Genomic DNA, 14447 nt, shown 5'->3' with positions numbered 1-14447 from the left:
TTTTCATAAAGATGGGGTAAAGCCCCCTCGTTTCCATGTGAAGATTTCGACAAAAAGGCGCTGCTTTTTTACAAGCAGCGCCCTTTCCGTTTCCGTTATTCCGCCACGGCGGCCTTCAGGGCCTCCACGCGGTCGGTCTTTTCCCAGGAGACGCCCAGGTCCTCCCGGCCCATATGGCCGTAAGCCGCCAGCTGGCGGTAGATGGGCTTGCGCAGGTCCAGGTCCCGGATGATGGCGGTGGGCCGCAGGTCAAACACCTTGCGGACAGCCGCCTCCAGCTTGTCGTCGCCCACGGTGCTGGTGCCGAAGGTATCCACCAGGATGCTGACGGGCTGGGCCACGCCGATGGCGTAGGCCAGCTCCACCTGGCAGCGGCGGGCAAGGCCCGCGGCCACAATGTTCTTGGCCACGTAGCGGGCGGCGTAGGCGGCGGAGCGGTCCACCTTGGTGGGGTCCTTGCCGGAGAAGCAGCCGCCGCCGTGGGGGGCGCTGCCGCCATAGGTATCCACAATGATCTTCCGGCCGGTGAGACCCGTGTCGGCGGCGGGTCCGCCCAGCACGAAGCGGCCGGTGGGGTTGACATAATACTTGGTGTTCCCGTCCAGCATCTCCGCGGGGATGACGGGCTTGATGACCTGCTCGATCATGTCCCGGCGGATGGTCTCCAGGGAGACGTCGGGGTCATGCTGGGTGGAGACCACCACGGTGTCCACCCGGACGGGGCGGTTGTTCTCGTCATACTCCACGGTGACCTGGCTCTTGCCGTCGGGCCGCAGGTAGGTCAGCTGGCCGCTCTTGCGGACATCGGTGAGCCGCCGGGCCAGCTTCTGGGCCATGGACAGCGGCAGGGGCATCAGCTCCGGGGTCTCGTCGCAGGCGTAGCCGAACATCATGCCCTGGTCGCCGGCGCCGTTGTTCAGCTCGGCCTCCTCGCCGGTGCGGTTCTCCAGAGACTCGTTGACGCCCATGGCGATGTCGGGGGACTGCTCGTCGATGGAGGTGATGACGGTGCAGGTGTCGCAGTCGAAGCCGTACTTGCCCCGGTCATAGCCGATGTCCCGCACCACTTCCCGGGCGATTTTGGCGATGTCCACGTAGCAGGAGGTGGTGATCTCGCCCATCACGTGAATCATGCCGGTGCAGGCGGTGGTTTCGCAGGCCACGCGGCCCATGGGGTCCTTCTCCAGGATGGCGTCCAGGACGGCGTCGGAGATCTGGTCACAGATCTTGTCGGGATGTCCCTCCGTCACGGACTCGGAGGTGAACAGATAATGTCTTGCCATAGTTTTTCTTCTCCTTTGCTTCCCTCAGCGGTGCAGACAGAAAAAATTGCGCGCTTCCAGATGAAGCACGCAACAAAAGACGCAATTTGCTTCCTCATCTGTCGGTTTCCGTCGGAATTGGCACCTTACAACGCAGGTTGCCGTGGGTTCATCGGGCCGTTCCCTCCCCCACTCTTGATAAGGGATGATTCAATTTGTGAATACATTATACGCGCGGTGACTGTATGTGTCAATATCTATCGGCAGAAAACTGAAAAAAACGTTTTTTCCCCGCGATTTACAGTTTGTACATGACTTTTCCGCCGCCATGTGGTATGTTATATCTGTTATGATCCTGATTTCTGGGAGGGTTCCTGCCTTGAGAAAGCTGAATGCGTCCATTGACCGGTTCGCCTACCGCCACCCCAACTTCGGCATTCCCAACCTGATGCGGTTCGTGGTGGCGGGACAGGCTGTGGTTTACCTGCTGTACCTCTTTTCCAACTACGGCGCCATCTCGTTTCTGACCTTCGACCTGGCCCACCTGCTCCGGGGAGAGCTGTGGCGGCTGGTGTCCTTTGTCTTCGTGCCAAACGCCCTGCGGCCCCTCACCTTCGTGATTCTGCTGTCGTTCTACTACTTCGTGGGCAGCACGCTGGAGCGGGAGTGGGGCACCGCCAAGTTCACCCTGTACTACCTCAGCGGTATGGCGCTGTCGGTGCTGGGAACGGTGCTGGCCGCCCTGCTCACCGGGTACCACGGCCTGACGCTGTCCAACGCCTACTACCTGAACCTGACGCTGTTCCTGGCCTTCGCCGTGCTGTTCCCCGACGCGGGGATCATGTATATGATGATCATCCCCCTGAAGGCCAAGTGGCTGGCCTGGGCCTACGGCGCTTTCTTCCTGTGGGATCTGGTGAAGTCCGCCATGGCGGGGAACATCATCGGCATCGTGATTCCGCTGGTGTCCCTGCTGAACTTCCTGGTGTTCTTCTGGCCGGAGATGATGGATTTCCTGGGCATCCACACCCAGCGGGTCCGGCACCAGAGCTCCCACCAGACCATCCAGTTCAAGGCCGCCGCCAAGCAGCAGCGCCGCAAGGAGGCCGCCCAGGGCTACCGCCACAAGTGCACCATCTGCGGCCGCACAGACGCCGACTTCCCGGACCTGGAATTCCGGTACTGCTCCAAATGCGCCGGCTACCACTGCTACTGCCAGGACCACATTTACAACCACACCCACATTACCCAGTAAACGAAAGCCACCCCGCTGCGCGGGGTGGCTTTTTGATCAGTCCTTGCAGTTCCAGGCCATGTTCCAGAAGTCCAGCTCGTAGAGAGAGCAGGCGATGAAAATCTCCTCCAGATGGCGGAGGCGGTCCTCGCTCAGGTCCTTCGTGCACTTTTCAAAGGCGTCAATCATCACCTGGTTTTCCGCGTGGTAGCCCTCGTGGCAGTAGCCCCGGACCCACTCGCCGTACAGGGGGTGGTCCATGGACTCCGGCCGCTCCGCCGCCATGGTGCGGGCGATGACCTCATAGCTGTAGGCGCAGGAGAGCACCGCCGCCAGCACCTCCGGCTCGCCGCCCTCGTAGGCGCAGCGGAGCATATAGGAGGTGTAGGACCGGTTCACCGGGTGGACGGGGGTGGTGTCCAGTTCCTCTCTGGTGATGGACATGGCGCCGGTGTAGCCCAGGTGGAGGTTCATCTCCCCGTTCAGCAGCACGCCGATGTAGTTGGCGAAAATCCGCATCAGGTCCAGGTCCCGGGCCTTTGCGGTGCCCACGCCGAACACCCGGGCGTAATCCCGCAGGTACAGGTAGTCCTGCACAATGTAGAACCGGAACTTCTCTTCATCCAGCGTGCCGTCCCGCAGTCCGGTGACAAAGGGATGGGTGTGGTACTGTGCCCAGATGTCCTTCGTGGCGGACAGCATCCGCTCCATGGTGGTCATACGCGTCCTCCTTCCCGCAGCACAAAGGCGTGGTCCATGGGGCCGCTGCCCTTGCCCAGATCCAGCATGGCGCTCAGCGCCCCGGACAGGTATTCCTTGGCATTGGCAACCGCCTCCGGCAGGGGTAGGCCCTTGGCCAGGTTGGCGGCGATGGCGCTGGAGAGGGTGCAGCCGGTGCCGTGGGTGTTGGGATTGTCAATGCGGCGGCCGGCGAACCAGCGGCCCTCCCCATTCTGCCACAGGTAGTCATTGGCGTCATTGACCCGGTGGCCGCCCTTGCACAGCACGGCGCAGCCATACTTCTCGCCGATGGCCCGGGCGGCAACCTCCATGTCCTCCGCCGAGGCGATAGTCATGCCGGACAGCACCTCCGCCTCCGGAATGTTGGGGGTGGCCACCTCCGCCAGGGGCAGCAGCTGCTCTTTCAGGGCGCTGACCGCCTCCGGCTGCAGCAGCGCCGCGCCGCTGGTGGCCACCATCACCGGGTCCACCACAATGTGCTTCGCCCCGTATTGCCGCAGCTTTTGGGCAATGACGGCGATGAGGTCCGCGGAGGATACCATGCCGATCTTCACCGCGTCGGGGAAAATGTCGGTGAACACGGCGTCCAGTTCGTTGGCCAGGAAGGCCGGGGTGGCCTCCAGAATGTCTGTGACGCCGGTGGTGTTCTGGGCCGTCAGGGCGGTGACGGCGCTCATGGCGTAGACGCCGTTCACCGTCATGGTCTTGAGGTCGGCCTGAATCCCGGCGCCTCCGCTGGAATCGCTTCCGGCGATGGATAATGCTGTTTTCATATCGGTTGCTCCTTTCAGCATTCCTTTTGTTAGGCGACGCAAGGTGGTGCCCCCAATGCGCCGCCGATCCGTCAGATCAGGGTCAGAGCCGTCTGCCGCAGGGCAGCGGCGGCGGCGCGGACGTCCTCCGCGCCGAAGATGGCGGACACCACGGCGATGCCCGCCGCCCCGCAGCCCGCGAGGGACGGGGCGTTTTCCAGGGTGATGCCGCCGATGGCCACGGCGGGGATGGCCACGGAAGCGCAGATCTCCCGCAGCTGCTCCCCGGTGATGCGGATGGCGTTGGTCTTGGTGGGAGAGGGGAACACGGCCCCCACCCCCAGGTAGTCCGCCCCGGCGGCCTCCGCCGCCCGGGCCTGGTCCACGGTTTTGGCGGTGGCGCCGATGATGAAGTCCCGGCCCGTCCGGCGGCGGATATCCGCCACCGGCGCGTCCTCGATGCCCACGTGGACGCCGTCGGCGCCGCTCTCCAGCGCCACGTCCACGTTGTCATTGATGAGGAAGGGTACGCCGTACCGGCGGCACAGGGTCTTCACCTGCAGCGCCTCCCGGACAAACGCGTCGTGGTCCAGATGCTTTTCCCGCAGCTGCACGCAGGTGACGCCGCCGGCCAGGGCAGCTTCGATCTGCTCCGGGAGGGTCTGTTTCCCCTCCCAGGCCCGGTCGGTCACGGCGTACAGCAGCAGGCTGTCTCGTTTAAATTCCATGGGGTTCACCCGCCTTCCGAAAGGATTGAAAATAGGACTCCACGTCGCCGCAGGCCATGGGGCCGCTCATGACGCAGCCCCCCGCCGCGCCGGCGGCCAGAATCCCGGCAAAATTCCCGGCGCTGACGCCGCCGATGGCGTAGACGGGGATGTCCACACTCCGGCAGACCTGCCTCAGAAAGTCCAGTCCCCGGGGCGGCAGGCCCTTTTTGCAGTCGGTGGCGAACACGTGGCCGGCGGTAATGTAGGTGCAGCCCAGCTGTTGTGCCTCCAGGGCGTCCTCCACCGAGTGGCAGGAGGCCCCCAGCACGGAAAACCGGGCCTTTTCCGCCGCCGTCAGCCGCCGCAGAACGGGCAGAGGCAGGTGGATGGCATCCGCCCGGAGCCGCAGCGCCGCCGGGACGAAGGTGTGGAGGATGCAGCGGACGCCCCGCTCCCGGCAGATGGCCAGCACCTGCCGGGCCAGGGCCTCGTACTCCCCCTCCGGCAGGTCCTTTTCCCGCAGGATGATTCCGGCGGGGCGCTGATCGGCGACGGCGGCGATCCGCTCCGGAAAATCCCCGGCACACAGCGTCCGGTTGGTGACGCACAGCACCTCAGACATAGAGGTAGTCGTTCAACACCGGCTGCAGTCCCTCGCCGGACATGTCCTCGTACATGGTCCGGAAGCTGCGGGCATCATCGATCTCGAACTGCTCGTCGCCCTGGGGGGTGTCCGCCTCCTTGCCGGTGTACTTGCTCTCATGGTCGCCGATGCCGGTGGAGACGCCGGCAGAGACCTTGGTGGCGGCGATCTTCACGATGCCGTTGCGGAACCGGGCGCTCTCCCGGGAGGAGACGGTGATGCCCACGAAGGGCAGGAAGATGCGGTAGGCGCAGAGAATCTGGCACAGCTGCTTCTCTCCCACGTCCAGGGGGCTGATCTTGTCGTTGTTGATGATGGGCCGCAGGCGGGGGCAGGACAGGGACATCTCCGCCTGGGGGTACTTGCGCTGGAGGTAGTAGACGTGGAGGGCGCTGGCCAGGGCGTCCTTCCGGAAGTCGCTGAGGCCCAGCAGCGCAGAGAAGGCCACACCCCGCATGCCGCCCCGCAGCGCCCGTTCCTGGGCCTCGAAGCGGTAGGGCCACACCCGCTTGTGACCCAGCAGGTGCAGCGTCTCATACTTGACGGTGTCGTAGGTCTCCTGGAACACGGTGACATAGTCGGCGCCGCACTCGTGGAGGTAGCGGTACTCGTCGGTGTTGACGGGGTAGATTTCCAGGCCCACCATGCGGAAGTACTTCCGGGCCAGCTTGCAGGCCTCGCCGATGTACTCCACGCTGCTCATGGAGCGGCTCTCACCGGTGAGAATCAGGATTTCCTCCATGCCGCTGTCGGCGATGACCTTCATCTCATGCTCGATCTGCTCCATGTTCAGCTTCATGCGGTGAATGTGGTTGTAGCAGTTGAAGCCGCAGTAGACGCAGTAGTTTTCGCAGTAGTTGGCGATGTACAGCGGGGTGAAGAGGTACACGGTGTTGCCGAAGTGCTTGCCGGTTTCCAGCCGGGCCCGCTGGGCCATCCGCTCCAGAAACGGCTCCGCCGCCGGGGACAGCAGCGCCTTGAAGTCCTCCACGGAGCATGTTTCATGCTCCAGCGCCGCCTGCACGTCCCGGGCGGTGTACTGGGAGGCGTCATAGGCCTCCATCTGGCTCATGACCTTCTCCATCACGTCGGACTGAATCCGCTCCATGCCCGGCAGGTACTCCATGTGGTTTTTCCGGCTGGAGGGGTCCGTCTCCAGACGGTGCTTGATCTCCAGCGCCGCCGGGGACAGATACTCCGAGTCCACAAGAAACTGGTTTTCCATCTCCGTCCCTCCTCAGTCCCGCAGGAAGCCGGTGAGGGGATCGGAGGCGGAGGCGCCCCGGGTCAGCACCCGGCCCAAGCCGGAGAGGTACGCCTTGCGGCCCGCCTCAATGGCCTGGCGGAAGGCGGAGGCCATCAGCGTCAGGTCGCCGGCGGTGGCCAGGGCGGTGTTGGCCATAATGGCCGCCGCGCCCATCTCCATGGCCTCGCAGGCCTGGGAGGGACGGCCGATGCCGGCGTCCACGATGATGGGCAGGTCGATCTCGTCAATGAGAATCTGGATGAACTCTTTCGTTGCCAGGCCCTTGTTGGAACCGATGGGAGAGGCCAGGGGCATGACGGCGGCGGCGCCGGCGTTCACCAGGTCCCGGGCGGCGTTCAGGTCCGGATACATGTAGGGCATCACCACAAAGCCCTCCTTGGCCAGAATTTCGGTGGCCCGGATGGTCTCCTGGTTGTCCGGCAGCAGGTACTTGCTGTCCCGCATGATCTCGATCTTCACGAAATCGCCGCAGCCCAGCTCCCGGGCCAGGCGGGCGATGCGGACGGCCTCCTCGGCAGTCCGGGCGCCGGAGGTGTTGGGCAGCAGGGTGACACCCTTGGGAATGTAGTCCAGAATGCTCTCGTGCTCCTTGGTGTTGGCCCGGCGCACCGCCAGGGTGATGATCTCCGCCCCGGCGTCCCGCACCGCGGCCTCAATGAGCTTCAGGGAGTACTTGCCGGACCCCAGAATGAACCGGGAGCTGAATTCGTGTCCGCCGATGATGAGTTTATCATTGTTCATGGGTTGATTTCCTTCTTTCCTGATCTTGTCATACATCCAACTCCCCCGCCAGAATGCGGAGGACCGTCAATGCCTCGTGGGCCGCGCAGAGCATCACCCGGGGTGCCAACAGTCCCCGGCCCGCGGCCACGTCGCTCTCGCCGTCGCCGCAGAGGTAGAACCGGTCCGTCACCCGCCGGGTGACGATACGGTTGCCGGAGTCCATGCCCGCCATGCCGGAGCCGGCCACCATGTACTTCTCCGGGTAGCGCTCCAACACGCCGTTCACCAGCATGGCCTTGGCCTCCGGATTGTCAAAGGCCTCCACAATGATGCCGTCATCCCGCAGCAGCTCCAGATGGTTCTCCGTCATGCGGACGGTGTCGGTGGTGACCTCCACATAGGGGGCGATGGCGAAGAGGGTCTCCTTCATGGCCTTGGTCTTGTACTGACCCAGCTGGCCCACGGAGTACTGCTGGCGGTGGAGGTTGGTGATGTCCACCCGGTCAAAGTCGATGAGGTGCAGCCGCCCCACACCGGCCCGGGCCAGGGAGATGGCAATGTTGGAGCCCAGGCCCCCCAGGCCGCACACCGCCACCGACGCCTCGGAAAAACGGCGCTGCACTTCCACGCCGTGGCGGGCCTCCAGCGCCCGCTGCATCTCCTCCCGGGTGGGGATGGGCTGCCCGTCAGCCGCCGCCAACAAAGCTGACCACCTCCAGTGTGTCGCCGTCCGCCAGAACCGTCCCGCCGTATTGGGCCTTGGGGACGATTTCACCGTTGCGCTCCACCGCCACCCGCTTGGGGTCGTAGTTGGAGGCTGTCAGGTAGTCCAGCAGGCTCCTGCCGGCCGCGTCGGTGTCGGTTCCGTTGATCCTGACCATATGCATGCTCCTTTCCGGTTGCCTGAATTGTGAAGAAAAAAACGGAGACGTCCTGACGAACGCCTCCGGAAGGATGTTGCTGTCTCCCTACGTCGGCATTACCCGCATCAGGTCAATGGGTCGAAGTTGGGTGACTTCCTCTCAGCCCGCCGCGCACGGACTCCCCCGTTTTTTAATCAGTATAGTCTGGGCGCAATCCGTTGTCAAGGCCAAAAATCCCCTGTTTTTTTCCCGTTTTCCCTTTCCTCTCACCGCCGGATGGGGTATAATCAGGCCATGAAAATCGTTTTGCGCGCCGCCGGAACCGCCGGCCGGGCGCAAGTCCCCGGTGGGGACAGAACGGAGGCTGCATGGATACCAATTTGGCTTTGGAGATCGGCGAGGAGCTGTCGCTGTCCTTCGGCGAGCAGGCATTTCTGCGGAAGCTGGGCATTGACGGCCGGGAGGTGCAGCGGCTGCTGCACCTGGTGGACTGGGAGACCGTGCTGGAGCCTGTGTTTCCCCTGGAGCGGCGGCTGACCTGCCGGGAGGTGGCGGAGATGTGCCGCCCCATGCTGGACGGCGCCGCGCCGGAGCCTGCCGAGGGCTGGACGGCCTACGCCTACAAGGTGGCCTGCTCCATCCTCTACCCCCGGGCGGATGAGGACCACACCTCCGCCCAGTGGGACGCCGCCATGTGCTATCTGAAGGTGCTGCAGGTGCTGCTGGACGAGGAGCGGCGGGAGATTCCCTTCGACCCCCGGTACGACTTCTCCTTCTGCACGGAATCGGAGCTGCAGAAGAGCTTTATCGCCCGGGAGTATCGCCAGTTCCTCTCCCGCTTCCGGGAGGAGTATGTCTACGAGATGCTGCGGCTGGGCCGGGAGGTGACCCCCTTCCGGACCCTGGATCATATCGCCGGCGTCCACTACGTGGCCATGACGGTGGCCCGGGCTTTCGCCGCCGGCGGCGGTCTGATTGACCTGGCGCTGATGAGCGGCGCCGCCGCCGCCCACGACATCGGCAAGTTCGGCTGCCGCCCCGGCGAGCGGGTGCCCTACCTGCACTACTACTACACCGACCAGTGGTGCTCCCTGCGGGAACTGCACTCCATCGGCCATATCGCCGCCAACCACTCCGTTTGGGACCTGGAGATTGAGAACCTGTCCGCCGAGTCCCTGATTCTGGTGTACGCCGACTTCCGGGTGAAGCAGGACCGGGACGCCCAGGGCCATGAGATCGCCCGCATCTACTCCCTGGACGATGCCTTTGACGTGATTTTGTCCAAGCTGGACAACGTGGACGCCGCCAAAAAGCTGCGCTACCAGTTTGTCTACGCCAAGCTCCATGACTTTGAGGAGTACCTCATGTCCTTCGGCGTGGACACCACCCTGGCCACCTCCGGCTGCGCCCCCCGCAAGGCCAGGGACGCCGCGCTGCTGACGCCCCCCCAGGTGGTGACGGAGCTGCGGCGCACCGCCGTGGACCACAACATCCGGCTGATGTACCGCCTTTCCCACGATCAGCTGTTCGCCAGCGTGCTGGAGGCGGCCCACAGCGAGAAGGACTGGGGCCGGGTCCGGGCCTACGTGTCCATCTTTGAGGAGTATTTCACCTATCTGTCCGGCCCCCAGAAGGAGCAGACCCTGGAGTACCTGTATGAGCTGCTGCTCAGCTCCGACGGCGACATCCGCCGTCAGTCCTCGGTGCTGATGGGCCTGATTCTGGCCCGGTTCCAGTCCGGCTACAAAAAGGAGCTGCCGGTGGGCGCCCACCCCGACCCGGAGGACGACCGTCCCTTCCGGCTGTGGGCGGAATATCTGGAAAAGCTGATCCGCCCCGACCGGCGGCTGACCCCCGCCCAGACCAGTAAGATCCGCTACACCTCCAAGCTGGTGGTGGACGCCCTGCTGGAAAGCTGCTCCCCCGCCGACGCCCCCCGCTTCATGGCGGAGCTGCTGCGCCAGTTCCGCCATCCGGAGGACATGGACGGCCTCACCGCCTTCGCCCTGCTGGACACGGCGGTGGGACTCCCCGCCAGCCACTGCGACACCGCCACCGTGGACACGCTGATGGACTTCGCCGTCTACTGGCTGCGGACGGGCCAGACCACTCAGAAGGCCGCCGCCATGCGGCTGTTCCTGCGGCTGCTGGGTCTGCGGGAAAAGGACGAGGCCCTGCGCCATCAGATCTCCCTCGAGGCCCAGGCCGTGGACTGCGAGGGCTGCGTGCCGCTGCTGTTCCTGCAGGTGCAGCTGGGCCGGGAGCTGGGCTTTGACACGGCGGAGCAGGAGCAGATTCTGGCGGACCCCGCCATGGTCAGCAACGTGTTCCTGAACAATCTGAAATCCGCCACCCACTGGGTGCTGAAATCCGTGGGCGTGCAGTACCTGCTGGACCAGGTGGAGCGGGGCATCAACCACAACGTGCTGCTCATCGCCACCCACTTCTCCAACCTGATGAAGGTCAGTGAGCACGTGGTGGTCCGGCGGCAGGCGGGCATGTCGCTGCTGGCGGTAATCCCCCACCTGACCCCGGACCAGCGCAACGAGATCGCCGTGGAGCTTTCCAAGGCGCTGGAAACCGGCCAGTTCGAGCAGTCCCGCTACATTCCCGAGTACCTGGGCCAGGTGGCGCTGTGGCTGACACCCCAGGAGCTGGACGAGCTGATCAGCCTGATGGAGACGCTGCTCTCCTCCCCCAGCTCCAGCGTGGTGGCCGCCGCCCTCAGCGCCGTGGGCTCCATGCTGGAACACTACCAGACCTACGGCCCCCGCTTCCGTGAGCGGGAAGCCGTGCTGGAAAAGCGGCGGCGGCTGCTGATCGGGCTGCTGCTCAAGGGCCTCTCCTCCTACCGGGAGCCGGTGCATCAGGAGTCCCTGGCCATTCTGGGCAAGGGGCTGTTCGCCTCCAAGGTGCTCACCGCTGAGGAGAAGGAGTCCCTGTTCACCCTGGTGGCCAAGAAGTTTCTCTGCCTCATCCGGGAGGGCGAGCAGCAGGAGCTGACCTTCTTCTACACCGCCTCCGCCCTGTCGGACATCTACCGCTTCATCGTGGCCCACAAGGTAAACGCGGGGGACTTCCGCTTCACCGTGCCGGAGAAGGTGGCCTTCTTCCCCGGCACCTTCGACCCCTTCTCCCTGTCCCACAAGGGCATTGTGCAGAACATCCGGGACCTGGGCTTCGAGGTGTATCTGGCCATCGACGAGTTCTCCTGGTCCAAGAAGGCCCAGCCGGGCCTCATCCGCCGCCAGCTGGTGAGCATGTCCATCGCCGACGAGTTTGACGTGTACCTGTTCCCCCATGACATCCCCGTGAACCTGGCCACGCCGGAGGACCTGCAGTACCTGCAGCAGGTGTTCGCCGGACGGGAGCTGTACCTGGCGGTGGGCTCCGACGTGGTGGCCAACGCCTCCTCCTACCGGACGGACCCGGTGCCCGGCTCCGTCCAGTACCTGAACCACATTGTGTTCCGCCGCGCCACCGCCGAGTCCGACGGCACTGGCGTGGACCTGTCCTGCATCCGGGGCAAGGTGCTGGAGCTGCACCTGCCCACCCATCTGGAGGACATCAGCTCCACCCGCATCCGGGAGAACATCGACCTGGGCCGGGATATCTCCAACCTCATCGACCCCAGCGTCCAGGACTACATCTACCGCAACAGCCTGTACCTGCGGGAACCCCAGTACAAAAAGCTGGTGGAGGTGGGCGCCCTGGACTTCACCTACGCCGCCCGGCCCGACGATGCTCTGCGGGAGGAGGTAGAGGAATTCCTGGCCCGCCACGTCTCCCGCCCCGTGCGCCCCGACCCCCGGGACTCCCTGATGCTTATGCGCAGCCGCAGCGAGCCTCACCCCATCATCGGCGTGCTGGCCATGCGGATCGTCAACTCCGTGGGGCTGTACCCCGCCCTGGGCAACGCCGAGCAGGCGGACTACATCCGCAACCACTCCGCCGGGCGTATCTGCCTCATCACCGGGCTGTCCTTCTCCACCCAGTATGCCCGCCACTATGACCTGCCCCAGCTGCTGCTGACCGACGCGCTGTTCCACGCCCTGTCCGATGACTGCAGCTACGCCGTCTACGCCCCGCCCGAGGACGCCCCCCGGGAGCTGGAGGACGTGATGCGCCGGTCCGGCTTCCTGCCCATTCCTCAGGAGCTGGGCCGCCGGACACTGATGCTGACGGACATGCGCTCCCCGGTGGCGGTGATTCAGAACATCCCCACCACCCTGAAAGAGCCTTTTGCCTCCCACCCCAACGTGCTGGCGGCGGTGTACCGGGCCAACCTGCGGTTCCAGCGGGCGGTCAGCGACCTGTACCCCGGCACCCTGGTGCTCTCCCTCAACGCGGAGATCATCTACCACCGGCTGGTGCGGAAGATCACGGAGATCAACGGCGTCCCCGCCGAGCCCACCCATCCCCGGGTGCTGGGTCCCAAGATGTGCGCCCCCTTCGGCAAGATCCTCCGGGGCAACGCCATTCCCAACACCGTCACTAAAACCATCCACACCGACAAGGTGTTCGCCCCGGACCTGAAATCCTTCACCATTCAGGAGTTCCCCGGCTACGCCCCCCTGGACAGCCAGATCCGCACCATCCACTCCTTCCGCCGCCCGGTGATTCTGGTGGATGACCTGCTCCACCCCGCCATCCGTCTGAAGGCCCTGACGCCCCTGCTGCAGAAGTATGACGTGCCCATCGACCGGGTGCTCACCGGCCTCATGTCCGGCCGCGGCCGGGACCTGGTGGAGGACCACGGTCTGAAGGCCGACTGCGTGTACTTTATCCCCAACCTGCGCTCCTGGTTCACCGAGTCCACCATGTACCCCTTCATCGGCGGCGACACGGTGAGCGGCGTGGCCCCCTCCGTGCCGGGCCTGACCCCGGCGGTGAACCTGATTCTGCCCTACGCCTTCCCCAGCTTCTACAAGGAGTGCAGCCGGGAGGCAGTGCTCCGCTTCTCCCGCACCTGCATTGAGAATTCCCGGGACATTCTGGCGGTTCTGGAGAGCGTTTACCGGGAAAAATACGCCCGCATCCTGACCCTCTCCCGCCTCAGCGAGGCGGTGATCCTGCCGCTGTCGCCGGACAAGGGCAGCTGCCTGTCCTACGATCCCAACCTGCCCGCCTCCAAGTGTCTGGAGCATGATCTGCTGACGCTGGTGCGGATGCGGCAGGTGCTGGAGTGACCCAACCTCATCAAAGGAGTCTGACCCATGTATTACTATGACGTCGGCGGCACCCTGGCCGCCTCTGCGCTTCCCTCGGCGCCCTTTCCGGCGGCGCCGGAGGGCCGCCCCGCCCTGTTTCTGCTGGACCGGGACCCCGGCAGCGGCCGCGCCGCCTTCCGGGTGACGGACCCCCGCCAGCTGACGGCCTCCCGGGAGGACGTGTCCTGGCTCTCCCCTGACCGCATGGACGCCCCCGCGCCGAAGCTGCCGGCTCCGGTGGCGGAGTCTCTGGCCGCCGGCACCCTCACCGCCGTCAACCTCCGCCATCCCCGGTGGCAGGACGCCCTGGACTTTCTCACCCCCCGGGCCGGGAAAAAGCGGCTGAACCTGCTGGCGGTGGGAGACGTGGGCAGCACCGTGCTGACGGCGCTGAAGCTGCTGGGAGGCGACTGTCTCGCCTCCATCGGCATCTGTGACCTGAACGAAAAAACCGTGCAGCGCTGGACGGCGGAGATGGGCCAGGTGGCCTGCCCCTGGGACTATGACGCTTTCCCGGGGGTGGAGCCGGTGGACCTGGACCACCTCTTTGAGTGTGATGTGTTTCTCTTCATCGCCACCCGCAGCATTCCCGCCGTGGGCAGCGATGTGAAGGACGTGCGGATGGCTCAGTTCGAGGCCAACCGCTCCATTGTGGAGCACTACGCCCGCATGGCCCGCAGCGTGCATTACCGGGGGCTGTTTCTGGTGATGAGCGACCCGGTGGACCCCCTGTGCAAGGCGGCGTGGCTGGCCTCCAACACCGGGGAGGACGGGACTCCTGACCATCTGGGCCTTCTGCCGGAACAGGTGCAGGGCCTGGGACTGGGTGTCATGAACGCCCGGGCGGCCTACTACGCGAAGAAGGACGACCGCTTTGCCGACTTTTTAACCGAAGGCCGGGCCTTCGGCCCCCACGGCAGCGGCCTCGTCATCGCCAACTCCATCGCGCACTATGACGATAGCCGTTCCCGGGAATTGACGGAGCTGGCCCTGACCGCCAACCTCAAGATGCGGGAGCTGGGCTTCAAGCCCTACGCCGCCC

The 14447-nt window shown here is 64.9% G+C and carries 12 protein-coding genes and 2 riboswitches; of the genes, 3 read left to right on the top strand and 9 right to left on the bottom strand.

What is annotated here, in order from left to right; all coding sequences use genetic code 11:
* Nucleotides 1-95: 95 nt before the first annotated feature.
* A complete protein-coding gene (gene metK, locus SOX55_RS06035) occupies nucleotides 96-1283 on the bottom strand; it encodes a methionine adenosyltransferase (protein ID WP_325286543.1) in 1188 nt (395 codons plus the stop codon).
* 91 nt (nucleotides 1284-1374) lie between these two features.
* Nucleotides 1375-1467, bottom strand: a riboswitch (SAM riboswitch).
* 174 nt (nucleotides 1468-1641) lie between these two features.
* Between metK and SOX55_RS06030 the strand changes: the two genes are divergently transcribed.
* Entirely contained in the window at nucleotides 1642-2517 is an 876-nt protein-coding gene (locus tag SOX55_RS06030; protein ID WP_325286542.1) for a rhomboid family intramembrane serine protease, read from the top strand.
* Nucleotides 2518-2553: 36 nt separating this feature from the next.
* Here the strand turns inward: SOX55_RS06030 and tenA are convergent, their stop codons facing one another.
* From tenA to thiS, 8 genes are all read right to left on the bottom strand, one after another.
* Nucleotides 2554-3216, bottom strand: a complete 663-nt coding sequence (tenA, locus tag SOX55_RS06025; protein ID WP_325286541.1) for a thiaminase II — start codon at nucleotides 3214-3216, stop codon at nucleotides 2554-2556.
* Nucleotides 3213-4010: a bifunctional hydroxymethylpyrimidine kinase/phosphomethylpyrimidine kinase gene (thiD, locus tag SOX55_RS06020; protein WP_325286540.1), complete on the bottom strand. Its 798-nt coding sequence runs from the start codon at nucleotides 4008-4010 to the stop codon at nucleotides 3213-3215. The genes tenA and thiD overlap by 4 nt, the downstream gene beginning before the upstream one ends.
* A gap of 71 nt (nucleotides 4011-4081) precedes the next feature.
* Nucleotides 4082-4717, bottom strand: a complete 636-nt coding sequence (thiE, locus tag SOX55_RS06015) for a thiamine phosphate synthase (RefSeq protein WP_325286539.1) — start codon at nucleotides 4715-4717, stop codon at nucleotides 4082-4084.
* The gene (locus tag SOX55_RS06010; protein ID WP_325286538.1) at nucleotides 4707-5321 is read right to left on the bottom strand and encodes a thiamine phosphate synthase; all 615 of its coding nucleotides are present in this window, start codon (nucleotides 5319-5321) and stop codon (nucleotides 4707-4709) included. The genes thiE and SOX55_RS06010 overlap by 11 nt, the downstream gene beginning before the upstream one ends.
* Nucleotides 5314-6567, bottom strand: a complete 1254-nt coding sequence (gene thiH / locus SOX55_RS06005; RefSeq protein ID WP_325286537.1) for a 2-iminoacetate synthase ThiH — start codon at nucleotides 6565-6567, stop codon at nucleotides 5314-5316. Before thiH ends, SOX55_RS06010 begins: the two co-directional genes overlap by 8 nt.
* Nucleotides 6568-6579: 12 nt before the next feature.
* The gene (locus SOX55_RS06000) at nucleotides 6580-7350 is read right to left on the bottom strand and encodes a thiazole synthase (protein ID WP_325286536.1); all 771 of its coding nucleotides are present in this window, start codon (nucleotides 7348-7350) and stop codon (nucleotides 6580-6582) included.
* 28 nt (nucleotides 7351-7378) lie between these two features.
* Entirely contained in the window at nucleotides 7379-8035 is a 657-nt protein-coding gene (gene thiF, locus SOX55_RS05995; protein ID WP_325286535.1) for a thiamine biosynthesis protein ThiF, read from the bottom strand.
* Entirely contained in the window at nucleotides 8019-8213 is a 195-nt protein-coding gene (gene thiS / locus SOX55_RS05990) for a sulfur carrier protein ThiS (RefSeq protein WP_325286534.1), read from the bottom strand. Before thiS ends, thiF begins: the two co-directional genes overlap by 17 nt.
* Before the next feature lie 67 nt (nucleotides 8214-8280).
* Nucleotides 8281-8390, bottom strand: a riboswitch (TPP riboswitch).
* A gap of 173 nt (nucleotides 8391-8563) precedes the next feature.
* Here thiS and SOX55_RS05985 point away from each other — a divergent pair.
* Nucleotides 8564-13384, top strand: coding sequence for a nicotinate-nicotinamide nucleotide adenylyltransferase (locus tag SOX55_RS05985; RefSeq protein ID WP_325286533.1), 4821 nt, complete (start codon nucleotides 8564-8566; stop codon nucleotides 13382-13384).
* Nucleotides 13385-13411: 27 nt separating this feature from the next.
* Nucleotides 13412-14447: lactate dehydrogenase (locus SOX55_RS05980; protein ID WP_325286532.1), on the top strand; the 1036-nt coding region annotated here is incomplete at its 3' end.

The sequence above is a fragment of the Dysosmobacter sp. genome, from assembly GCF_034093755.1.
GTDB lineage: Bacteria > Bacillota > Clostridia > Oscillospirales > Oscillospiraceae > Oscillibacter.
Note: the sequence above shows the minus strand (reverse complement) of the source record. Positions and strands in the feature narration are given on the sequence as shown.

What these genes read in the sequence shown, in the direction of transcription:
- tenA (WP_325286541.1), bottom strand. Translation starts at nt 3,216, where the DNA reads ATGACCACCATGGAGCGGATGCTGTCCGCCACGAAGGACATCTGGGCA.
- thiS (WP_325286534.1), bottom strand. Translation starts at nt 8,213, where the DNA reads ATGGTCAGGATCAACGGAACCGACACCGACGCGGCCGGCAGGAGCCTG.
- SOX55_RS06000 (WP_325286536.1), bottom strand. Translation starts at nt 7,350, where the DNA reads ATGAACAATGATAAACTCATCATCGGCGGACACGAATTCAGCTCCCGG.
- thiH (WP_325286537.1), bottom strand. Translation starts at nt 6,567, where the DNA reads ATGGAAAACCAGTTTCTTGTGGACTCGGAGTATCTGTCCCCGGCGGCG.
- metK (WP_325286543.1), bottom strand. Translation starts at nt 1,283, where the DNA reads ATGGCAAGACATTATCTGTTCACCTCCGAGTCCGTGACGGAGGGACAT.
- thiD (WP_325286540.1), bottom strand. Translation starts at nt 4,010, where the DNA reads ATGAAAACAGCATTATCCATCGCCGGAAGCGATTCCAGCGGAGGCGCC.
- thiE (WP_325286539.1), bottom strand. Translation starts at nt 4,717, where the DNA reads ATGGAATTTAAACGAGACAGCCTGCTGCTGTACGCCGTGACCGACCGG.
- SOX55_RS05985 (WP_325286533.1), top strand. Translation starts at nt 8,564, where the DNA reads ATGGATACCAATTTGGCTTTGGAGATCGGCGAGGAGCTGTCGCTGTCC.
- SOX55_RS06010 (WP_325286538.1), bottom strand. Translation starts at nt 5,321, where the DNA reads ATGTCTGAGGTGCTGTGCGTCACCAACCGGACGCTGTGTGCCGGGGAT.